This window comes from Paenibacillus sp. HWE-109 (genome assembly GCF_022163125.1).
Lineage (GTDB): Bacteria > Bacillota > Bacilli > Paenibacillales > NBRC-103111 > Paenibacillus_E.
Genome location: NZ_CP091881.1, coordinates 2,458,583 through 2,480,848, shown reverse-complemented (window position 1 = coordinate 2,480,848; position 22,266 = coordinate 2,458,583). Strand labels below are relative to the sequence as shown.

The following is a 22,266-nucleotide window of genomic DNA, read 5'->3' as shown; positions in this document are numbered from 1 at the left end:
TGAATAAGGGGTTATTCACTAATGAGCAAACAACGCATTGCCGTCATCGGCGCAGGTTCCATATCTGAAATGCATTTGAAATCATATCAAAACAACCCGGACGCCGAGCTTTACGCGATCTGCGATCTGAACGAAGAACGGGCGCAAGCCAAAGCAGAGAAATACGGCATTCCTCATGTTTTTACAGACTACAAAACACTATTGGCTGATGCGAGCATAGATGCCGTAAGTATCTGTACTTGGAATAACAGTCATGCCCCTATCTCCATTGCGGCGCTTGAAGCCGGGAAAAATGTGCTCACCGAAAAGCCGCTTTGCAAAACCGTGGAAGAGGCACTCGCTGTCGAACAGGCTGTCCGTCGTTCAGGAAAAACCCTTCAGGTTGGCTTCGTAAGGCGGTACGCATCGAACACCAGCATCGTGAAATCCTTCTTGGATAACGGGGAGCTTGGCGATATTTACTATGCCAAAGCTTCGTGTATTCGCCGTCTAGGCAACCCTGGTGGTTGGTTTTCGGATATCGAGCGCTCCGGCGGCGGTCCTCTGATCGATGTCGGCGTACATGTGATCGATTTGTGCTGGTATTTAATGGGGAAACCGAAAGTAAAGTCAGTATCCGGCAATACGTACAAAAAACTTGGCAATCGGGCTAATGTCAAAAATCTCGCTTTTTACAAAGCGGCTGACTATGATGCTACCCACAATACGGTGGAAGATTTGGCGAACGCCTTGATCCGTTTCGAGAATGGGGCCTCCCTGCTCGTAGACGTCAGTTTCACGCTTCATGCGAAGGAAGATGAGCTGACTGTTAAGCTTTATGGTGAAAACGGCGGTGCCGAACTGGAACCGGAATTAGCTATTATTACGGAAAAATACGACACGATTTTGAATCTTACGCCTCAAATCAATAACTTGTCCTTCGACTTTGTTGCCGGTTTCCAGCAAGAAATCAACTATTTCATTGAAGTTTGCCAAGGAAAGAAAGCAACGCTTTCGCCCGTTGAAGATGGCGTCGAGATGATGAAAATTCTTTGCGGCATTTATGAATCAAGCGAGCAAGGAAAAGAAATACACTTCTAACGATGAAAGGAATGTGTATCCCGTTGAAAACACCCAAATGGCTAAGTATTGCGCTACTGTTGACATTAATTGTTTCTTTGATCCCGATGACGGCCTTTGCAGCAAATGCAGCTGATTATATCGAAGTGGAAGCTGCTCCCGTTGACATTACGATTGATATCGAAGGTCCGCGAAAGCAAATTAATCTCGTTGATAAAGACACCAGTGGTATCACCGATTACCTAGCCTTATTTACAACGGAGTATGCATCTGAGATAACCGTAGCCAAAACATCCGTTGGCGTCGTCGTTGACTCTGCGAACCATGTGACTCAAGTCATAAACCCTTCTATCAATGGCGCTGTTCCCGTTTGGTCTGGACCGACCACCCTGTCAATTCCGCAAGGCGGCTATGTGTTGGTCGCCAACGATGATAGCTGGGCCAACAAAACTTTTAAACAGTACTTGGCCAAAAACTTCAAAGTTGGCGATCTTATAAAACTGCGTAAAAACGGCGGGGTCATCCCTGTTGCCGATCTCATGACAGGCCAAGGTCTCAAAGTTCAGCTTAAACTAAACAATGAGGAATGGTTTACAGTCACAGAACCGAAAGTAACGGTATCCGGCAAGCTGGAGAATGTGGAGGCAAGCAGCGTCTACACCGTGCGAGTTAATCAAACAGCCGCTGCGTTACTAGCGAATCAAACGTTTCAGCTTGAAATCAACCTTGTAGAAGGTGTCAACTACCTGGATGTCGTCATTGCCAAAAATGGCGTACAAAGCGCCAAAAAGTCACTTATCGCCTTTTACAAAAAGCAGACAAGCGCCCCCAAAGAAGTCGTTCTCTGGGTCGATCAAGGAACGAACATTTTTAAGCTGCAAACCCCCGAGAATGTCCGTGATATGCTTACCAAAGCGAAGGATGCCGGCGTCACTGCTGTTGCCCTTGATGTCAAGGGTGTTGAAGGCTTTGCCAACTACAAACGAAATGATTTGACCGGGCGGCCGCATATTTCCATGATGACTGCTCCAACGCGGGCTGGCGCTAATCCGAACCTGGATATGCTGCAGGAATTCATTACATATGGACATCAGCTTGGGATTAAAATCCATGCCGCCTTTAACGTCTTCGCCGAAGGTTCCCCTGCTCATAATGAATATGCGCTGTTGAATCAGCACCTCGACTGGGAGGAGCAGGTCTATCGCCCGGAAGATGGCGGTCAAATTCTTCGGCTGCGGGAGAGTAATTACTACAAATCCGGTAAGTCTCTCGTAGCTTTCGTCAATCCGGCTAATGAGGCTGTGCGAGCATTTGAATTAACTAACATGGAAGAAGTTATCAAAAATTATGATGTCGATGGCGTTGTGCTCGATCGGACGCGCTATGACAATGAAACGGCTGACTTCAGCCCCTTGACTCGCACTAAATTCGAAGCCTTTCTTGCTGCACGTGGCAAGCAGTTGACCAATTGGCCTGCTGACGTATTCTCCTACGTCAATAATGTTCGGGTTAACGGACCACTCATCAACGACTGGTGGGAATTCCGCTCCCAAACCATTAAGACGTTTACAGATGATGTTCGTCAATTAACCGACAGATATACGGCCTTGAAGGGCAAAAAGGTTTACGCTTCTGCTTATGTAGGCTCGTGGTTTGAGTCCTATTATTTGAACGGCGTCCATTGGGGCAGCACGAATTTCCATTACGATAGCCGACTCCAATTTCCCGAAGACAGCATGTATACAGACTCTTACGCCACAGCCGGATATGCGAAGAACATCGATTTCCTTATGATCGGCACCTATCAAACGACGCAAAAGGAAATTGAGCACCATATTACGCTGGGCAATATCGTGACCAACGGCGAGATCCCGATGTATGCCAGCATCGCGCTTGCCAACATTCAAGATCCCCCACTACAGCGTTCTGTATTTCAAGCAGGCTTGTCACAATCCAACGGCCTCATGCTTTTCGACTACTCACAGGTCAACTGGCCTGTTGTCAAAGCATCGCTGCAGAATGTCCCGTATGTGCAAGACTATCAAGTCGGCTCGAGCGTTCCAGGAAATCCCGAAGCGTTCTTGCTAGGCGATATGTACAACGTTAGCCGCAATGAGAATAATTTGAATGTATATTCGGATGCCTTTGGTTTAACCACGGCGACCACAACATTCGGCGTTGAAGCCGTCGTTGGGAGCAATGGCAAAGTTACCAATGTTGTTAATCGTCAACAAGCGCTAACCTGGAACTGGACGAATATGCTGCCCAATAACAGCGTAATTCCGCAAGGCGGGTTTGTCATCTCTGCGCTGGATGCTTCTGGCGTTAGAACCAAGCGTCAACTGGTCGCCAACACTTACAAAATCGGCGATAATGTGAGGTCCGCTGTTCTGCGCGGCCACTTGGCTTATGCGAATGCGACCACATCTCTTCCGAATTTTGAAATCAAAGGCAATGTGGAAGTGCTTGGTCCCGGTACAGCGGAAGTTCGTCTGAACAACGTCCCTGCTGCTTTATCAACCAATGGCGACTTCAGCGGTCATGTGAATCTAAACATAGGATCGAATGCCGTGAAAATCTCGGTCTATGTGGATGGCCTCAAAACAAACGAAAAAACCGTCACGATTACTCGGTCGGCTCCCATACTCACAGAAATCAAACTCGACTCCCCAGCCTATCGTCTTGTCGTTAACGACCAACTTCCCGTGGTCACCTCGGCTGTTTATTCCGATGGTTCATCGGCCGTTATATCCGGGGCTAGCTTCAGTTCCAGCAAGCCCAATGTCGTAAGCATTACGGCAGATGGCACCCTTAGGGCGCTAAAAACGGGTACGGCGGAGATCACGGCGCAATACGAGGGCAAAGTCACGAAGTCACTGGTCACCGTAGTCGAGCTGAAATCTATTGACTTTGTTGGGAAGAAAATTAGCCTTGTCAAAGGTGAGACACAGCTGGCGCAGCTGAAAGCTACTTATTCTGACGGTGTAACGGCAATCCTTACGCAAGGAGTGCAGTTTAGCTCTTCACATGATACAGTCGCCACGGTTTCAGCGAACGGCACGATCACAGCCGTGAAACCCGGCACTGCCACGATCAGCGCGTCCTATCGCGGCAAAAAAGATGAAATTAAAGTCAAGGTATTCAACAACCATAAAGACAAAATGGATGATAGAGAGATTGAATAAGATATGAAAAAGTAGCCTCAATAAGAAAACCGGCTTTGCCGCCCTAAGAGATGAGCGGCTTCATAACGGTTTTCAACAAACTAGCGGATCGTAGTTCCCTTTGGGCTTTGCAATGACCGAGAGCGTCGTGTGAAAAGGAACTATGATCCTCTATATGGCGGAAACTGGGGTAAACGTAGCATGAAAGGGAACTGAGATCCGCTATTTAAGCGGAAACTGCTGATTCCGACGGAGAAATGGTGACATAGCGGATTGTAGTTCCCTCTGGCGCTAAATATAGCTGTTTTCAGAATTATAGCGGACTGTAGTTCCCTCAAACTCGCTATCCTGACACATTTTTCTAGTATCGCGGCTTGACGTTCCCTTATCTCCGCGCGATTGCTAAGCTAGTGGATCTCATTCTCCAAATAGCTTGTTTATACCTCCAAACCAGCAGCCATTCGAATAAATACGTACGTTCACAGCAACCTTGTTCTCATCTCATCGAACCAATCCATCGTGATAGGGTGACTTGGAACCCAAGCCTCGAGACTGGAGTCTCTCTTCCGTTTCTCCGCATGAACACGTCGTGCAGAAACGTCCCTGGCACCGATAGGACACCACCTTAAGATCGTGGCATCCTTCACATGCGAGCAGCTTAAACCCTTTTTTCGGATCTCCACAATAATGGGAGAATCCCTTAAATCCACGCAAAAAGCATCCGGTACCTTCCTTATGGAAGTTCCGGATGCTTTTGTGTTGGGGTTGCTTTTGTGTTCGGGCTGCTTTTGTGCTCGGGCTGCTTCTGTGTTCTCGATACTTCTGCGTTCTCAATGCTTTGTGTTCTCAATGCTTCTGTGTTCTCGATGCTTCTGCGTTCTCAATGCTTTTGCGTTCTCAATGCTTTTGTGTTCTGGATGCTTCTGTGTTCTCAATGCTTCTGTGTTCTCGATGCTTCTGTATTCCAAATGCTTCTGTGTTCTAGATGCTTCGGTTAGGCACGTCTTGCATTAGAGGAACCACTGAGATTAAGGCAGCTGAAAGTGCTTATTAGTCAGAATTCCTACTGATCTAGAGGTATAAGCAAGGCAGCAGTGCTTATCGTTCATTCTGAGCAAGCAGATCCGGAAATGAGGCAGATAAGCACCCTCAATGGTCTTATTTCACGAAATGCCCCATAATTCAGCAGAATAAGCCCTCGTGGATTGTTCTATTTATCCCTGTGCTTATCATTGTAGGTGACCAAGCCGCAGGCTCCTGCTCATTCCAATGAATGAGCAGGAACTTCCTCCTTTAGTCTTCTCAGAAACTAAATTAACACCCACTGATGCGGCGTGAAACGCGCCTTCAAGCCCCGCTCCAAAACCGTCGCAATAGCGATGGTTTCCGCTTGGGATACAACAGGCTTGCCGGTTTCGAAGAAGCCGACAAGGTTTGCAATAAATCGGCCGAAGAAATCCGACTCGATTTGGATAAACTTCGATGCGCCTTCCTCATAGCGCAAGGCCATGTTGAATGGGCAATCCCAGCCGTACAAGTTAATCGTCGCCTGACGACCATCTGCATAGCCGATAATCAAAGATGGCGTCTTGTCGGTCCCCGTCCACATGACTCGTTTCACATCTATGCCCATCAGCATAATGATCGGTTCAACTTGATGAATCGCATAGTTCCCGAATTCTCCTGGCCCCAAGCTGCAGATAGACTCGATGCCCGTCTTCTGAAGATCGGTATACTCAACTGCAAACCGCAGTGCCGAGGTAGAATACATAGGTGTTCTGTGCTTCTCTGCGAGTTCAAACATACGTGAGGCAGCCGCTTGACTTGGCGCGAATGTTTTATCGATATACGTTGGTTTGCCGGATCGAAGCGCAAGAAGCGACAATTCTTCATGAAATTCTGGATGATCAGGCGATAAAATGACCAAATAGTCACTTTGTTCCACAACAGCCTCTATCGTACTAAACAGTTGAATGCCTTTCTTCGCACACCATGCTGCGTTGCTGCTCTTGTCAGGCAAGTCTATATGGCCATAAGCAAATTCAACTTTCATCTTTCCACCTGAAGCCTGCTCTATCCAAGCCGGATATTTCTCCGCATGCCATTCATCCAAATAATAATCAATAAACCCGATTTTCTTCATAACTCCCACTCCCTTAGTCCTAATAAACCCCCGTGGCAGTCAACCACAGGGGAATTGCGTGTCTATTATTTCTTATTCGCAGCGTACCACTCGTTAGCAGCTTTGGTCATTTCATCGCCGCCCTCCGCTTTCCACTGTGCCAGGAATTTATCATAGTTTTCAAGCGGTTCTGCACCGGTAATGTATTTCAAATACGTATCTTCCATCAATTTTTGCAGCTTCTGATTATTCTTCCCAATCGCTTCAAGCGGCGGTGCGAAGGAAAGCGGATCGACCACTGTGCTGCCTTTGGCCGCTTCTTGATTTTTATTGAAAGCGTCCGTTAGAATCGGATCTTTACGAACACGAGCCTGCCAATAAATCGGATAGTTTTTCTCATCAACCCCTGTAAGGAAGGAGGACGCATTGTTGTACTGATCGTTGAAAATAGGCAGAATAGGGAAATAGTTGCCATTCTCTACTTTGTGGTGAACCCCTTCTTTACCGATCGTTGCTTCTTTATGTATCTCTTTATCCAACTTTAAATCCAGGTACTTAATGATTTCTTCCTTCTTGTCGGCCCATTTGGGGATACCTACATAATAGCTGATCCCAGCAGTTGCCATGACCTGCACTTTCCCATCATCGCCTTTCAGATAAGGCAGGGCGGCAATTTTGGCGTTCGGCGTGTTTTTCAAAAGTGCATTTTGCACGGTAGGCGCATTGAAATAGCCATTGGATATGATCGCTGCTTTACCGCTTGTGAAATTCTCAATGACTTTATTGGCTTGGTTCAGTGACCATTCCTGATCAATCAGCTTCTCGCTGTACAGCTTTTTCATAAACGTCAAGTACGATTTCATGTTCGGGTTCTCGACAGCATTAACAAGTTTCCCGTTCACATCCTGCCAGCCTGTTGTCAAGGTCGATTGAACCATCGTTAATCCAAACGTTGGCAATATTTCAGGCAATAGCGGACTTTTGCCGCCTGATATGGCCATGACATTCTTCTTTTCTTTGATCGTTTTCATCACCGTATACAACTCATCACGCGTAGTCGGAGGCTTGAGTCCTAATTCATCCATCCAGTCTTGCCGGACAATAAGCGAGGAGTTGACGACCGTGCCTGATCCCGTTTGTGGAATACCGTAAATTTTACCGTTTAGCTTAGCCCCGTTCCAGGAGTTTTGCGAAATCACATTTTTCATATTGGTGCCATATTTGTTAACCAACTCATCAATCGGTTCAAGGGCTCCGGAAGATGCGAGTTTAGAATACTGCGGACCTGTTAACAGCATGAAAGCATATTGTTCTTTGTTGGCCATGAGCAGGTTCAGTTTGTCATCCGGATTTTCAACTGGCAGCATGTCATAGGTAACTTTGTATCCTGTTTTCTCATTCAGAAATTTCGCCACTACCTCAGCGTTGGGATCGAACCGGGCATATTGCAGCAGCGCTTTGAATTCTGGTTTAGTCGCATTTGTGCTTGCAACAGCCGTTGGTGAAGTTGACGTACTTGGTACTGTCGTACTGCCAGCAGGTTCATTGCCGCCGCCGCAAGCGCTTAGTGCAGCCGCTAACGTGGTAATGGATAGGACTGTTAAATATTTTTTTAACATGCAGATGCCTCCCTTTGCATTTCAAGATTGGATAGAAGATAGCCAAACTAACTTGCCATACGGTCGCTGCCCAACCACCACCCTTCATGAGGTTGCTACTTTGAATTCAGCCTTTAACCGAGCCCACCAGTACGCCTTTCACGAAATATTTCTGCAAGAAAGGATACACGAGGATAATCGGCAGTGTCGCCAAAATGATGGAAGCAGCTTGAATCGACTGCGGCGATACATTCAGAGAAGCATCCACATTCGTTCTCAGGAACGCATCGGTTGAAGTGACGAAGAGCTCTTTTAAATAAAGCTGCAATGGCTTCAAATCCGCGGAGTTGATATAGATCAATGACGTAAAATAATCATTCCAGAATGTAACCGCATAGAAAAGGGCAATCGTTGCAAGTACAGGCATGGATAGCGGTAAAATGATTCGCACCAAAATTTTCATATTGCTCGCCCCATCGATTTTCGCCGATTCCTCCAGACTGTCAGGCAAACTTTCAAAATAGCTTTTGATAATCAGCATGTTGTAGACATTGATCATGAAGGGCAGAAAAAGCACCGGCAGTTTATCGATCAAATGAAGCTTATGCATGAGTAAATAAGTCGGGATTAGCCCGCCACTAAACAGCATCGTAAAGAGATACATTAGGATGAAAAACTTGCGTCCTCGCAGTCTAGGCTTGGACAGCGGATAAGCTGCTAGGGTTGTCATGACCAGAGCCAAGAGCGATCCAATTAACGTGACGGTGACGGAGACCGTAAAGGCGTTCAAGAATAGTGAATTGCTTGCCACATAAACGTAGGTCCCCACTTGAAAATCAATGGGATACATCGTCACCATCCCCGAGACGACAGCGGCTTCTCCACTTAGCGATTTGGCAATTAAATTAATGAATGGAAAGATTGTGGAGAGACCTAATAAGATAAAAAAGAGAACGTTTACGACTTGGAAAATGCGCTCTCCCGTTGAAGCGCGAATGACGCCCGCGCCCGACTTTGGTCCAATAGATCCTTTAACGGTAAGGTTTTCACTCATTCTTGTTCCTCCTTCATGCGCCGATCACCAGATACCGCGCCCAAAAAATTTCCTCGCCAATCCGTTGCCTGTCAAAATTAAGATAAAAGCGACCACAGATTCGAATACGCCTACAGCTGTCGAAAAACTATAATCCTGTTCGCCTAATCCAATGCGGTAAACATAAGTGCCTATGACGTCAGCCACGTTATAAACGCTCGGATTATACATAACAAGCACTTGTTCTGTACCCGCTTCAAGCACATATCCTAGCCTTAGAATAAACATCAGCAGTATTATCGGCAGTAAGCCTGGCAGCGTAATATGAATAATTTGCTTCCATTTATTCGCTCCGTCCATTTTCGCGGATTCATATAGTCCAGGGTCGATGCCAGCCAAGGCAGCCAAATAAATGATCGTATTCCAACCGGTGTCCTTCCACCCAGCGGATGTCACTAGCACCGAGCGAAAGATATCGCTGTCCAGAAAGAAGCGGATCGGTTCGCCACCCAGCGAAACAATCATTTTATTCACAATACCTCCGTTCGTGGACAAAATATCAATGAACAAACCGCTCACAATGACCCATGACAAGAAATGCGGCAAGTAGATGACCGTTTGCACACTCCGTTTAAAAGCAACCTGTCTTAATTCATTAAGCAAGATCGCTACGATAATCGGCAGCGGGAAAAGGAACAAAATTTTATAGACCGAAATAATCAATGTGTTCTGAAAAACAGATAAGAAACTTTCAGATGAAATCAACTTTTCAAAATGCTTCCAGCCTACCCATGGACTTGCTGCCATTCCCTCAAAAATATTGAAATCCTTAAAGGCAATGATGATGCCATACATCGGCGTATACTTAAACAGCAGTAGAAAGGCAAGGCCAGGAAGGAGCGCAAGATATAAGTCCCAATCTTTGCGAATATCAATCCATAATTGACGTGAATAGTGCTTTTTTACTCTCAAAACGACGCCTCCTTCTTGCCTCTTAGTCTTGTAATTAGTGTATCATCCGGCGATTTTTTGCGAATTAGAGTTATATTACTTGTTTTGGTACTTTGATAACTTCTCGATTAGGAAACAAGAAAAAAAGCCTTCTCCACCTAGGAGAAAGCTTGCACTTGCAGGTGAATGAGCGTTCAATTCCGAACCTCACCCGGTGTCACGCCCCAATATTTGCGAAATACCCTTGTAAAATAACTCACATCTCTATAGCCGACAGCAGCCGCAGCATCATAGACTCTTGCGCCTTCTTGCAGGGTAGCCTTGGCCTTCTCCATTTTCCTTTCAAGTACATAAGTGGAGAAAGCTTTGCCTGTTTCCTGCTTGAACAAACGGCTCAAATAGGAGGAATTAACGTACAACCTATCAGCTACAGCTTGGAGTGTCATTTCCTGATCAATTTCATTTTCGACCAAGCCAAGAATGGTCTTAATCACACCATGACTCGTTGATTTTCTTCGCTGATTCGCGTAAGCCAAATACGCTTTAATCATGCGCTGCAGCCAAAAGAAAATCTGATCCTTCGCTGTCAGCTCCCGATGATTATGAAAGTAGACATAGTCGTCCCCTGCCACTTCCTGCACCGGCCAGCCCTGTTTCTGAATCATTCGGACGAACAAGCTGCCAAAATAAAGAATATACTCCTGCATAGCCACAAGTGTCTCCGCACTACGCATTCCGCTATCCCAAAGCATGCTTAACGTTTCGCTAGCCTTCTCGGCTTCGCCCGTTTCGAGCGCGATCTCCAGAGCCTTCTCCAAGTTCGGCTGGAGCTGCAATTCCGCCTCTCTTCCCTGCTCTTCCCGATACGGAATTGCCAAATCATGTCCAAGCACAATCCGGTTTTGCAGCGCACGCATAGCTTGTATATACAGCTTGTTCATTTCATCACGCCGGCCCAGAAATCCGCTAATGCCTGCGCTTGCACTAAGTCTGAGACAGCTATGCACCGTGAAAAGCAGCTTCTCTGTCAGGGCATTAATTTTCTGCAGTGCAAGATTAGCAGCTTCATTTCCTGTTAAATGGAAGATAACGACTGTCCCGCCGGCATAATCTGAAATAACCCAACACGCTTCTTGCTGGAGGAATTCCTTCGTGATACTGCCAAGCGAGAATTGCAGCAAGGACGTGTCCTTCCTGCTGAACCTCGTCTCCTCTTCCGAGATCGGGTCCATATCAATGACGACAACGGCGTAATGATCCTCCTGCGGCAATTCCAACTGCAGCGTATTGCTTTTGTGCTCAATCTCCCATGGCTCGAATTTGCCTTTCAAGCAGCCGAATAAAAAATCATTCACCAGATGCGGCAAATGCAGCCGCCACTTCTCCTTTAACTCCACTTCGTTATGATGCTGTTCAAGCTCGGATTTCAACCTTTCTGCCGCTTCAAGCACGGTAGCCAGAATTTCCTCATCTCCAGCAGGCTTCAGCAAATATTTCATGACACCTAGTTCAAGCGCTTGCTGGGCATAGGAGAAATCATCATGGCCGCTTAACACGATGATTTTCAGAAAGGGGTCGGTTTCGCGAAGCTGCCTGGCCAACGTCAAGCCGTCCATCTCAGGCATTTGCAAATCCAGCAAAATAATTTCCGGTTTTTTCAAATCGATTAAGCGCAAAGCTTCTTTGCCATTGCCAGCTTGGCCGACAACCTCAATATCATGTTGGTCCCAAGGGATGTTATTAGCTAGTGCGTGTCTGAGTCGAATTTCATCTTCCACAATTAATAAGTTCATGGCTGTCTCTCCTTGTGGATTCAGATTGATTTCGAAACCCATATCCAAAATATCACAAGTCCGACGTACAATTCTAGAGTCAAATGGATACTATTTATGGTACATTGACAGCCAAAATCCTGAACTCATCCCCATTTGTTTGGCACGTTCCATGAGGAGTATGTCATAGATCTGCGACGGATTGCTAATTTTCCTCTGCGTCCATTCTTCGGAAATATCATCTTCCATCGGGCAATTAAATAACGATTTGAGCCCGTTCCCGTATCTCATCATAATTCTCACTGACTTAGGGGCGACCTGCTTGAGTTCCTCCAGCAGCTCCAATTTATTGCTGACAAGTGAAGCGATTAACACATGCGTAGCCTTCCTCGTAAATGCTAATTCCAATAAGCTTGTAGTCGTAAAAGTAATGTTGCCTTCGAGGCCTGACATCCTTGCTGTATGTCTTCCCAGTTCTACCGCTTCCGAGTCAATATCCACACACAGTACTTCAGCTCCTGTTTGCTCTGCAATGATCAACGACGAGGTCGGGAGCGCGCCAGAACCAACAAATATGACCTTAGACTGACGATCAATCTGCAGCAGGTCGAGCTCATTTATAACCGAGTGGGATAAGTTGCGAATATAGTCGCTTATCTGGCTTTCTCCTTTATGTAGGCGTCTTGATTGATATTTCTCTACATGACAAAGAGCTTCAATGGAGCTAGCTCTAAGCAGCTGTGCTTGAGTTCGAATCTCTGCGTCATGACTGCATAAATGCCATTCACGGATATGTTCCTCGTTATTAATAAACGCGCACAGTTCATCCAATTTATTTTGCAGCACCTGCATACAGTCGTGACCTTCACGCAAATTAAATGTCAATTGTTTTAGCTGCGATTCCATTTTATGCAAAGCAAACAAAAAAGCATCATCGTTTTTCATCGCCCACCTCATTATGCACCTGATATCTATGCATATCTGACTTTTCGCCTGAAAAGTACAGAAATGAGTAAGTTGCCAAAAAACCTTAATGCCACTAGTGGCATTAAGGTTTAGATTCAGTTGCCGGATTAAATAAGGAATGTGTAACCTGCAAGTGAGCATTACGTGAATAAAACCGACCGATTCCAAAAGCTTGCCCGCAGCTGATGGCAAAGACCAGCATAGCTGCTACAAACCAACCTTGGATGCCAAACTGGGCAACGATAATCCCCCCAATGAGCGGGCCGGATAAACTGCCGAGGAACATCCAGGAATTTACCATAGCAAAGGTCTGCCCTTCCATCCCCTTCTGAACCAATCCCCTCACCTGTGCCTGGATATTAGGCATCATGCCTGCTACACACAACCCAAGCAGAAATCGGCATCCAAGAATAATGGGATAGAAATGTGTTATCGCTTGCACCAAACAAAGCAACAGCGCAGTACTTGTCGCCACTTTCAGGAGCAGCAAGGGTCCAACGCGGTCAGAAATCATGCCAAGGAAGGGAGAGAACAGAATGACCGCAAGCGAAGTTGTCGATAAAGTAACACCGAGCAGCCACTGCTCATTGAGAAATGGCAACGTATGCGTCGCTTGCTTCACATAGTAGGGCAAGACGGGATTCGTCCCGATGATGGCAAAATTCACACATAAGGCACTGATCAACAAGGAGGGCAATGGCTTCATACGCCACAATCGTTTCCAATCAGTGAGCAGGGAGTCCCTCACCTTCGTAGGTATATGCGTTGTGCGCGGGCCTTCATTCACAAATAGCAAGACACACATCGCTGCCATGAAAATAAATACGCTCATGGCTGGGTAGGCACTTTGCACAGGCATGAAGGACAGCAAGGATGAAGCGATGAGGGGTCCGATGAGTGACCCGCTCTCTCCCATCATCTGCATCGTGCCTGCTGATACGCCGACTTTTTTGCGAGAGGCTCCGATCAGTACTAACACCATGGTGAAAGGCAAAATACCGGTGAAGCAGCCTTGCAGAAAACGCAGCAGCGTTAACTGCCATGGTTCCGAAGCAAGCGGCATGCAGGCAGTAATGACGGCCATCCCGAATCCCGACCAGAGCATAACAGGCTTGCGGCCATAACGGTCACCAATGCGGCCAAGGAACGGCATAGCCAGCATCATCGCAATAAAGTTGGCAGAGAATACAACTCCTGACCAAATATAGAGCGAGTCCCCACGAACATGCCCAACGTCCTCAAGGAAGTTGGGCAGTAAAGGAACAAACATGCCATGAGCTGTTGAGACAAGCAATTGCACCGTCAGAAGCGCAGTGAATTGCCGATTCCAGTGCTCCATGCGATTAGAATGAACCTTCAATGATACTTTCGTTCAGAACTCGCCGACCGTTCGGAATTTCACGTTGCTGCAATTCCTCCGGCAATGTTTCACCAGCACCGCGATAGCCTAGGGCAATTACAGCATGCAGTTCATACTCAGCCGGGATCTGTAGCACTTCACGCGCTTTGTCTTTGTCATAACCGCCAACAGCCCGAGTAGCGAGGCCCAGCAGATGCGCCTGAAAAGCAATCGACGCCCAAGCTGCTCCCGTATCAAAGGCATGTGCCCCATTCAGCTCGCCATCTGGACGATGCTTATTAGAAATCAACAGAAAGAGAACAGGTGCATGATCCGTCCATAAACGGTTGTTTGGCTTAATGAAATCTTGAAATTTCAGTTTCTGTGCTTCTGTTTTTGCAACAATAAATTTCCAAGGCTGTAGATTACTTGCCGACGGCGCCCATCGAGCAGCTTCAAGTATAGTCGCAAGCGTCTCCTCTGCTACGGCTTTGGGTTCGAAAGCACGAGACGACCAACGGTTTAGAAAAAGCGCATGAACCGGGTGTTCAGCCTTGCGATTAGCCTCAACCTCTGGGGATATTGAAGCTTGATAAACGGCCTGCGTAGTAGTCGTCATGTTTACATTTCCTTTCGTCATCGAAATATCGGCTTATTTTAGAATCCACTGATTCAGATCAAAATCTTTCTCTGCCAGCTTCTCATCGACTAGAAACTTCTTCGTCCCATCGAGCAGCTTGAGTCCATCATCGGTGAAATTAACAGCTTTAATCGTCTCGATCGGCGTAACTTTCTTGTTCAGTTCTGGAGTAAAGCCATTTAACTGCGAAAGGAATTGGTAATATTCATCAGGTTTAGCCTGCAAATCCTTCAGTGCTTTGAGACGCGCTTCATTCCAAACTTTTTGGAAATCAGGAAATTTCTTCAGATACTCTTCAGAAGCCACGGTGATGCTGGTACCGATCAAATTGGGATGTTTGGACGCATCATCAATTAACGGATAGCCTTGTTCGATTTGCTTTAAAGCGAAGATTGCGCTGTTGGTCATCGCATCGACTTCTCCACGAGAGAGAGCAGCTTCGCCGTCAGGGCGCAGCATATGGATGAATTTCACATCCGGAACGTTCTGTTCTTTCACCAAACCAGCAATATAACGGTGCATAAAGGAACCCTTTTGAATCGCAACCGTTTTGCCTTTCAGATCAGCGATGGACTGAGGTCCGCCTTTCTTGCCAATCAAGTAGCCGATACTGTCCGTAGCCCCTTGTGTAATGGCTCTTGTTTTGGCTCCGGTAGAACGAGCAAGAAGTGCAGGCGTATCACCCAAACTACCGAAATCAAGTCTGCCGCTGATCAGCGATTCACTTTGATCGGGTCCGTTCGGGAAAGCAACCAATTTAACATCCGTTATGCCGTATTTCTTGAATTCTTCTTGAATAATTCCTTTATAAAAGCCCCAGCCTTCCGCCCCGCCCGGAAAATTAAGCTTATTCGTCCCAATGTAACCATAATTGATGACACTTGGCGGCTGCACTTTGGCTCCGCTGCTAGTTGCTGTGGCACTGCTGTTCGCCGGCTTAGAGGCTCCTTCGGAATTGCCGCATGCCGCTACCAAGCCAACCATTGTCGCTAACAAAACGACCAAACTTGATGACCGTAAAAATCCCCTTTTTCTTTGTATCTGTTTCTCTGTCATGATTGTCCGATCTCCTCTCAGGTTGCAGCCACAGGGATTACCCTATGGCGGTTCTTTTCGCTAATTCATACATATAAGGATGTTCGGCGACCGGTTTGCGGCCTTTGCCCCAACCTACTTTCTCACGATAGCCGCCCAATAGACCTTGTTCATCCAGAAGCGCTTCACTTACAGCCGTTGGCCCTTCTGCATCCGCAGCGACATAAAGCGCATCTGCCGGACAATACAACTCGCACATGAAGCAGGTTTGGCAGTCGCTTTGACGCGCAATAACCGGAATACCATGCTCCCCGCGATCAAACACGTTCGTTGGACAAACCGACACGCATAAATTGCACTCTACACATTTGGACTCGCTGACCAATTCAATCATGGCGTAACGGCCTCCTTGCTTACTTCAGCCTTTTGCGTCCAGACCTGGTCAAGCCCGCCGCTGATTAACCGATAGCGCTGCGAATCATCCAATGTCGGATAATCCTCACGTTTGTGCATCCCTCTAGTCTCCGTACGAACCTGTGCGGTATTGTACATCCATCGAGCCGTCGCTGTCATAGCTGTAGCTTCACGATGGCGAACACCTTGCAGATCCAGGGTCGTCGTACGTTCGCGCAGATCCGTCCAAAGTCCATCCAGACGGGTGATTGAGCTAGCCAGCCCTTCTTGCGTACGGAACAAATTGCGATCATACGGCGTTACTTCCTCTTGCACGGCACGAATGGCTTCTGCTGTTTTGCCTTTATCCTCACTGCCTCCGGCTTTGGCGAATGTGGTGGTGGAGACACTTTTCAACTGGCGATTGGATGCTCTGTCACCGAGATCACGCGCAAACTTGGAAGCTCCCTCGCCTGCGAACGAACCGGATGACATCGCCCAAGCGGCATTATGACTGCCACCGCCTGTGAAACCTCCGCATATCAGTTCGCGAGTAGCCGCATCTCCAGCCGCATAGAGGCCTGGCACAATCGTCGAACATTGCTCGTCAATAATACGAATACCTCCTGTACCGCGAACGGTTCCTTCCAAGCGCAGTGTGACCGGGAATTTATCTTTGAATGGATCGATACCGAGCCGATCGAAAGGCAGGAAGAAATTCGTTTGGTTCACGCGCAGAAGCGGACGAATATCCTCAGGCGCTTGATCCAAGCTTGCATACACTTGACGACCTTGCAGCAGATTGCGAGCGATGATGGATCGACCGCGTTGCGAGCCTGCCCCCTCCACAATGGTTCCATCTTCATAATAGAAGGAAGCATACCGATAGTAAGCTGTTTTGGTCACGGAAGAGAATGTCGGGCAAATCGCGTACGCATTCGAGAACTCCATGCCGGAGAAGTCTGCCCCTGCCTCAGCAGCCAGCAAATAACCATCCCCCGTTAAAACATTCGTTCCTAATGCTTTGCTTAGGAAAGCACAACCGCCTGTCGCGATCACTACCGCCCCGGCACGCACCGTCCACGTTTGGCCGCTTTGCGTCCTTACGCCTGTCGCACCGCCAACACCGTGTTCATCGGCAAGCAGTTCAAGTACAGGACTGTGATCGAGAATTTGCACACCAGCTTTTTGTACCAATTTACGCATGAGCTTCATATATTCAGGCCCTTGCAAGCCTCTTTTGTAAGGATCACCGTTATCATCTTTGGGAAAAGGGTAGCCCCACGCTCCCAATTTATTCATATTCTCATACGTGCGATCGAGCACACGATTCATCCAAGGAACCTCAGCCAATTTACCGCCGAGTAAATATCGACTTTGCCTTGCTTCCTCACGAAGCTGTTCGTCCGGCTTGATATACCAAACGCCCGTACCTGATGGCGCCGTTGCTCCGCTTGTGCCGCAATACCCTTTATCTACCAGAATGACTTTGGAGCCATTCGTTGCAGCCGTTAAGGCCGCCCAAGTTCCAGATGGCCCGCCACCAATGACCAGAACATCAGCAGACAACCGCAATTCACTATCTTCCCATACCTTCGCCATATCCATTGCCCCCTAAACAATTATTCTCAATTGAAATGCCAACATACGACCTCTTCAGTCACCAAGCAAAAAACAAAAAGGAGGCATCCCTAATAAGGAACGCCTCCGTTCGTACGGTTGGACGAGTAGTCATATCGTTCATTCCTAGTAAAGAGTTCGCGATACATGTGTTGTACATTATATCCACAAAACCAAGGTGTTTACTAAGAATAATATCATAGTAGCATCTTCATTTATATTCGTCAACTAAGTTTTATCCGGATATAAAACAAAATAAGCTTAGATTTCCAACCGTTTTATTTGAAATATGATTTGAAATATATATAGGTTAGCTATATAATATAAATGAACTTGGGAATATATAACTTTTTTTGGAGTGAATAACATGAATCATCCTGATTCGCTGGATCAACTTGCCGCCTCACTGATTGCCGTTAATCGTTATCTGCGGTATACGACATTCGGGCTTGAGAGCCGAACCATAACACGTGTCCAATGGCTGCTTCTGCGCCATCTTTCCAATGAAGCGAATCAAACGATCGGTCAACTCGCCGTTAAATTGGATGTTCAACAGAGCACAATGTCACAAATGCTGGATCGCTTAGAGAAAAGCGGCCTCGTGCTTAGGCAAATCAGCGAAACGGATACACGCGTGAAAACGGTGATTTTAACAGATGCGGGTTATGCCGTTATTCAGCAAACCGAACAAGCATGGAAAGAAAAACTGGCCGAGCCCTTCGAGCAATTCTCGCAAGCAGAGAAGCTGATGCTGGTAGAGCTGCTAGGCAGGCTCGTTGACAAACTGCCCACCAGAGAAGACAACAAATAATTATTTGATTGAAGAGCCGTCAAAACTCGATCTGAGCTAGTCGGCTTTCTATCTGTTTCCATTAGCGACGCGGCGGTAAAATAAGATCGATGAATGGCGTTGTATCTACTTCCGCTAGCGTCGTTCGTCCTTTCCCCCAACCAATCGTTTCTCTCCAGCTGCCAAGCAGCTTGGTTTGGATTAATTCTTCTTCACTCGGAACTACGTCCAGCGGGTCTTCGAATGGCGCTACATACAAAGCATCTACAGGGCAATAAGCTTCGCAAATAAAGCAGGTTTGGCAATCCTCCTGCCTGGCGATGATCGGCACCCCATCCTCATTTTTGTCAAATACATTCGTAGGGCAGACCTTCACACATAGCGTGCAGCCTACACAACGTTCAGAACTTACGAGCTCAATCAAGGGATCAACACCTCCTGTGCAGACTTCTCCTCTTTGCGGATGTGGATCTCATCAATCCCTGATACCAGCAAGCGATACTGCTGTGCAGGGTCTGTCTCAGGGTATTCTTGGAGCATATGCAAGCCACGCGTCTCCTTGCGTTCCAGCGCTGCGGTGTACATCCAACGCGCTGTCGCGATCATCGCCGCGACTTCTCTCGTGCGCACCCGCCCCTGCACCGTCGGCTGCACGGTTCCCCGCAAGCTCGCCCACAGCCCGTTCAATCGCTCCAGCGATTGGCGGATCACGGGCTCGCTGCGGAAATAGTTGATGTCCAGCGGGAATACCTCTTGCTGGACAGCCTTAACCAAGGCCCCCGCATCGATGATGCGCTCGGGTGCCGCTTCCTTGTCGACCAGGCCATAGCGGCCGGCTGGTCGCAAGTCCCTTCCGGCTGCGCCGCGGCCCAAGGCCAGCGCATGCTTCGCTGCGCCGGCGCCGGCCCACGTGCCGGAAGAGATCGCCCAGGAGGCGTTGAACGCGCCTCCACCAGACTTCGCACCCGTGACGCGCTCACGGGTTGCGGCGTCACCGGCGGCATAAAGGCCGGGAACCGTTGATTCGCAGCTGTCATCGGTCAGGCGGATGCCGCCTGTTCCGCGAACGGTTCCCTCGTAGCGAAGCGTCAGCGGGAACCGTTCCTTGAAAGGATCGATGCCCGCACGATCCAGCGGCAGGAAGAAAATTGCATGTGATTTGCGTAATATCTCCTGCTTCTCTGGGGTATCTGCATGGTTAAGCACCGCATAGACAGGTCCCTTGCTCAGCATCGTTGGCAGAAAGTCACCTGCACGCGGACCACCCCCTTGCAGCACGGTTCCATCTTCCGCGGTGTAGGTTGCCCAGTTCAGCAGCCGGCCGCGAGTTACCGTGCCAAATGCCGCACTTGGCGCGTATTGCCGCGTAAATTCCATACCGGACAGCTCTGCGCCAAGCTCGCTTGCCATAAGCAAGCCATCGCCCGTCAGCACATTGCAGCCCAAGCCTCTGCTGAGGAATGCGCAGCCCCCCGTCGCAATTACGACGGCATTAGCGCGAACTTCCCATTCTGTCTCATCGAGTCTTGAGATCCCGCGAGCGCCTCCAACGCCATTCTCATCCACCAGCAGTTCAAGCGCCGGTGACTGATCCAAGATCTTCACACCCGCGCGTTTCACTTGGCGGCGCATGATTTTCATATACTCAGGCCCCTGCAAATGATCGCGCAACGGGACACCTTGCTCATCCCGACGAAACGGATAGCCCCAGCCCTCAACCAACAGCAAGCTCTCATACACTTGATCCAGTACACGGTGAATCCATGCAGGTTCTGCCAAATAACCGCTCTCTCGGTAGCGCTGCTGGACAGCCTTCTCCCTAAGCTCAGGATCTGGCGGTAAATACAAGAGATTCGTTCCTCCGGGAGCCGTAGCTCCGCTCGATCCCAAGTAGCCTTTATCAACCAAAATCACCTTGGCATTCTGTTGGGCTGCGCTCCATGCTGCCCATGCCCCTGCGGGACCGCCGCCGATAACTAAGACATCGGCCTCCCATTTTACAACCTCGGCTGAGCTCATCGGTTTCCCCCCTTGATGTTCATCTAGCCTTGAAAGCTGTCTCTCCAGCTCAGCCATTTTCTTTCCAGCAAACGCACGAGCGAATCCACGAGTTTGCCGATCACAGCAAAAATAATAACACCGACAAAAATAAGTTCAGCACTTGAATTCTGCTTGCCATAATTGATCAGGAAACCGATTCCTTCCTGAGAGCCGATCAATTCTGCGACCACTAGACCTAACCATGAAATAGCTACAGATAAGCGCAGCCCTAACAAAATACCAGGCAACGAGGCCGGAAGAATTAAACGGAAAATCTGCTTCGATTTGCTGAAATTCAGCACTTGAGCCACCTCGAAAAACTTATGATCTACACTGCGAATTCCCAAAAATGTATAGATATACATCGGGAAAAAAGCGCCATTTGCGATGATCACAATCTTGGATACTTCCCCAAAGCCAAACCACAGAATAATAAGCGGAGCGATCGCCAAATGAGGAATCATCCGCAGCATTTGGAACGACGGATCGAGCATAAATTCCAGCTTTTGAATAAAACCAACGAAAAACCCGAAAATAAGCCCTATCGATCCCCCAATTACAAAACCGATGGCCGCTCGTTGCAGGGAAATCGCTAAGTGCTGCGAGAGCTCGCCGGATGCTATTAAGGTGCGAAATTCAGAAGCAATTTGCCAAGGAGTAGGTAGAAAAGTAGGTGAGAACAGCCCTAAGTCACCTGAAAGTTGCCAGATAACTACAATTAATAACGGCAAAATCGAGCCGATGACGATGTCATTTAGTTTATCCCGATACCATTTTATTCTAAGTAGTCCCAGTTCCCCCTTGTCTGACTCCCCGATTCCTTGTGGCGCTTGTCGAATCGCTTTGACACTATTACTCATTTCATCACGCCTCCTATGCCTTAGTAATGATCACTTATCTTCCTTTATAACTGTCTTGCCAGCTAAGCCATTTACGTTCTAGTAATCTCACTGCCGAATCCGCCACGATTCCGAAAACAGCGAAAATGAGGATACCGACGAAAACGACCGGTGTTTTGGAAAATTGTCTCGCATCCGACATCATATAACCGATACCCGAGGTGGAACCCATTAGTTCCGCTACGACAAGGCCAAGCCACGATACGCCAAGCGAGATTCGAACGCCCAGTAAAATATGGGGCAGCGCTCCTGGTATGGTTAAACGAATAATTTGCTTCCATTTACTAAATCCAAGCACACGTGTCACATCAAACAATTTATTGTCTACGCCGCGAATTCCCAGAAAAGCATTGATATAAAGCGGAAAGAAAGCTCCTTTGGCAATTAACAAAACCTTGGCGGTTTCACCGATCCCGAACCACAAAATAAACAAAGGCGCAATCGCAAGATGTGGCACCATACGAATCATTTGAACCGTTGGATCTAACGCCCTCTCCGTTTTGCGAAATAAACCAACGAAAATACCGAAAGCAAGCCCAAGCGATCCTCCTAACACGAAGCCTGAGAGCGCTCGCAGCACGCTGATTTTGATATTGTCATAAAGCTCACCTGTTTGAATTAAGCGAATGCCAGCGTTGATGATTCGGATTGGTGTCGGAAACAGCAACGATGAAATAATTCCGAATTGACCTAATACCTGCCACGCGATCAGTACGATTATGGGGACAAGTGCCCCAAGAAGTGTTCGATATATACGTTGTTTGACTCTCACCTGTCGATCTGTCAGCGGCCTTTTCTGTCCAGTGTCCAGTTCAACACCAACTAAATGTCCTTGTCGGCTCATC

The 22,266-nt window shown here is 47.8% G+C and carries 18 protein-coding genes and 1 pseudogene; 3 read left to right on the top strand and 16 right to left on the bottom strand.

The annotated features are described in order from the left end of the window. The first annotated feature begins 21 nt into the window (after window positions 1-21). Together LOZ80_RS10110 and LOZ80_RS10105 are read left to right on the top strand one after the other, a co-directional pair. Window positions 22-1,080, top strand: coding sequence for a Gfo/Idh/MocA family protein (locus LOZ80_RS10110; RefSeq protein ID WP_238171312.1), 1,059 nt, complete (start codon window positions 22-24; stop codon window positions 1,078-1,080). Between the two features lie 23 nt (window positions 1,081-1,103). Next, on the top strand, window positions 1,104-4,244 hold the full coding sequence (locus LOZ80_RS10105; protein ID WP_238171311.1) for an Ig-like domain-containing protein: 3,141 nt from the start codon (window positions 1,104-1,106) through the stop codon (window positions 4,242-4,244). Window positions 4,245-4,724: 480 nt separating this feature from the next. On the opposite strand, the pseudogene LOZ80_RS10100 reads toward LOZ80_RS10105, so the two are convergent. The 12 genes and pseudogenes from LOZ80_RS10100 to LOZ80_RS10045 all read right to left on the bottom strand — a co-directional run. Next, window positions 4,725-4,907 (bottom strand): annotated as a pseudogene (locus LOZ80_RS10100) (transposase zinc-binding domain-containing protein); the annotation flags it as partial. A gap of 625 nt (window positions 4,908-5,532) precedes the next feature. Continuing rightward, a complete protein-coding gene (locus tag LOZ80_RS10095; protein WP_238171309.1) occupies window positions 5,533-6,366 on the bottom strand; it encodes a Gfo/Idh/MocA family oxidoreductase in 834 nt (277 codons plus the stop codon). Between the two features lie 65 nt (window positions 6,367-6,431). Then, entirely contained in the window at window positions 6,432-7,964 is a 1,533-nt protein-coding gene (locus LOZ80_RS10090) for a type 2 periplasmic-binding domain-containing protein (RefSeq protein ID WP_238171308.1), read from the bottom strand. Between the two features lie 106 nt (window positions 7,965-8,070). Continuing rightward, window positions 8,071-8,997, bottom strand: a complete 927-nt coding sequence (locus tag LOZ80_RS10085) for a carbohydrate ABC transporter permease (RefSeq protein WP_238171307.1) — start codon at window positions 8,995-8,997, stop codon at window positions 8,071-8,073. A gap of 24 nt (window positions 8,998-9,021) precedes the next feature. Continuing rightward, window positions 9,022-9,948 carry an ABC transporter permease gene (locus tag LOZ80_RS10080; protein ID WP_238171306.1) on the bottom strand — a complete coding sequence of 309 codons (927 nt, stop codon included), beginning with the start codon at window positions 9,946-9,948 and terminating at the stop codon, window positions 9,022-9,024. 173 nt (window positions 9,949-10,121) lie between these two features. Continuing rightward, window positions 10,122-11,720 carry a response regulator transcription factor gene (locus LOZ80_RS10075; protein WP_238171305.1) on the bottom strand — a complete coding sequence of 533 codons (1,599 nt, stop codon included), beginning with the start codon at window positions 11,718-11,720 and terminating at the stop codon, window positions 10,122-10,124. A 90-nt stretch (window positions 11,721-11,810) separates the two neighbouring features. Next, window positions 11,811-12,644: a nicotianamine synthase family protein gene (locus LOZ80_RS10070; RefSeq protein ID WP_238171304.1), complete on the bottom strand. Its 834-nt coding sequence runs from the start codon at window positions 12,642-12,644 to the stop codon at window positions 11,811-11,813. 103 nt (window positions 12,645-12,747) lie between these two features. Further along, window positions 12,748-14,025 (bottom strand): MFS transporter, encoded by a 1,278-nt coding sequence (locus LOZ80_RS10065; protein ID WP_238171303.1) that lies wholly within the window; start codon window positions 14,023-14,025, stop codon window positions 12,748-12,750. Further along, entirely contained in the window at window positions 14,009-14,623 is a 615-nt protein-coding gene (locus LOZ80_RS10060) for a nitroreductase family protein (RefSeq protein ID WP_238171302.1), read from the bottom strand. The genes LOZ80_RS10065 and LOZ80_RS10060 overlap by 17 nt, the downstream gene beginning before the upstream one ends. A 33-nt stretch (window positions 14,624-14,656) precedes the next feature. Then, window positions 14,657-15,700, bottom strand: a complete 1,044-nt coding sequence (locus LOZ80_RS10055; RefSeq protein WP_238171301.1) for an ABC transporter substrate-binding protein — start codon at window positions 15,698-15,700, stop codon at window positions 14,657-14,659. A gap of 37 nt (window positions 15,701-15,737) precedes the next feature. After that, entirely contained in the window at window positions 15,738-16,073 is a 336-nt protein-coding gene (locus tag LOZ80_RS10050) for a 4Fe-4S dicluster domain-containing protein (protein WP_189008653.1), read from the bottom strand. Beyond that, a complete protein-coding gene (locus LOZ80_RS10045) occupies window positions 16,070-17,674 on the bottom strand; it encodes an FAD-dependent oxidoreductase (protein WP_238171300.1) in 1,605 nt (534 codons plus the stop codon). Before LOZ80_RS10045 ends, LOZ80_RS10050 begins: the two co-directional genes overlap by 4 nt. 385 nt (window positions 17,675-18,059) lie before the next feature. Here LOZ80_RS10045 and LOZ80_RS10040 point away from each other — a divergent pair, with 385 nt between their 5' ends. Next, on the top strand, window positions 18,060-18,503 hold the full coding sequence (locus tag LOZ80_RS10040) for a MarR family winged helix-turn-helix transcriptional regulator (protein ID WP_238171299.1): 444 nt from the start codon (window positions 18,060-18,062) through the stop codon (window positions 18,501-18,503). Between the two features lie 61 nt (window positions 18,504-18,564). On the opposite strand, the gene LOZ80_RS10035 is transcribed toward LOZ80_RS10040, so the two are convergent. Genes LOZ80_RS10035 through LOZ80_RS10020 form a run of 4 tightly spaced genes read right to left on the bottom strand, consistent with a single transcriptional unit; the run spans window position 18,565 to window position 22,265 of the window. After that, a complete protein-coding gene (locus LOZ80_RS10035; RefSeq protein ID WP_238171298.1) occupies window positions 18,565-18,906 on the bottom strand; it encodes a 4Fe-4S dicluster domain-containing protein in 342 nt (113 codons plus the stop codon). After that, complete coding sequence (locus LOZ80_RS10030; protein WP_238171297.1) at window positions 18,903-20,501, bottom strand: FAD-dependent oxidoreductase; 1,599 nt, start codon at window positions 20,499-20,501, stop codon at window positions 18,903-18,905. The genes LOZ80_RS10035 and LOZ80_RS10030 overlap by 4 nt, the downstream gene beginning before the upstream one ends. Before the next feature lie 23 nt (window positions 20,502-20,524). Then, complete coding sequence (locus LOZ80_RS10025) at window positions 20,525-21,382, bottom strand: ABC transporter permease (RefSeq protein WP_238171296.1); 858 nt, start codon at window positions 21,380-21,382, stop codon at window positions 20,525-20,527. A gap of 34 nt (window positions 21,383-21,416) precedes the next feature. Beyond that, the gene (locus LOZ80_RS10020; protein ID WP_238171295.1) at window positions 21,417-22,265 is read right to left on the bottom strand and encodes an ABC transporter permease; all 849 of its coding nucleotides are present in this window, start codon (window positions 22,263-22,265) and stop codon (window positions 21,417-21,419) included. Window position 22,266: the final 1 nt, after the last annotated feature.

Coding starts and splice junctions, on each gene's coding strand:
- LOZ80_RS10055 (WP_238171301.1), bottom strand. CDS start 15,700: ATGACAGAGAAACAGATACAAAGAAAAAGGGGATTTTTACGGTCATCA.
- LOZ80_RS10085 (WP_238171307.1), bottom strand. CDS start 8,997: ATGAGTGAAAACCTTACCGTTAAAGGATCTATTGGACCAAAGTCGGGC.
- LOZ80_RS10090 (WP_238171308.1), bottom strand. CDS start 7,964: ATGTTAAAAAAATATTTAACAGTCCTATCCATTACCACGTTAGCGGCT.
- LOZ80_RS10040 (WP_238171299.1), top strand. CDS start 18,060: ATGAATCATCCTGATTCGCTGGATCAACTTGCCGCCTCACTGATTGCC.
- LOZ80_RS10030 (WP_238171297.1), bottom strand. CDS start 20,501: ATGAGCTCAGCCGAGGTTGTAAAATGGGAGGCCGATGTCTTAGTTATC.
- LOZ80_RS10075 (WP_238171305.1), bottom strand. CDS start 11,720: ATGAACTTATTAATTGTGGAAGATGAAATTCGACTCAGACACGCACTA.
- LOZ80_RS10050 (WP_189008653.1), bottom strand. CDS start 16,073: ATGATTGAATTGGTCAGCGAGTCCAAATGTGTAGAGTGCAATTTATGC.
- LOZ80_RS10095 (WP_238171309.1), bottom strand. CDS start 6,366: ATGAAGAAAATCGGGTTTATTGATTATTATTTGGATGAATGGCATGCG.
- LOZ80_RS10045 (WP_238171300.1), bottom strand. CDS start 17,674: ATGGCGAAGGTATGGGAAGATAGTGAATTGCGGTTGTCTGCTGATGTT.
- LOZ80_RS10060 (WP_238171302.1), bottom strand. CDS start 14,623: ATGACGACTACTACGCAGGCCGTTTATCAAGCTTCAATATCCCCAGAG.
- LOZ80_RS10110 (WP_238171312.1), top strand. CDS start 22: ATGAGCAAACAACGCATTGCCGTCATCGGCGCAGGTTCCATATCTGAA.
- LOZ80_RS10070 (WP_238171304.1), bottom strand. CDS start 12,644: ATGAAAAACGATGATGCTTTTTTGTTTGCTTTGCATAAAATGGAATCG.
- LOZ80_RS10020 (WP_238171295.1), bottom strand. CDS start 22,265: ATGAGCCGACAAGGACATTTAGTTGGTGTTGAACTGGACACTGGACAG.
- LOZ80_RS10025 (WP_238171296.1), bottom strand. CDS start 21,382: ATGAGTAATAGTGTCAAAGCGATTCGACAAGCGCCACAAGGAATCGGG.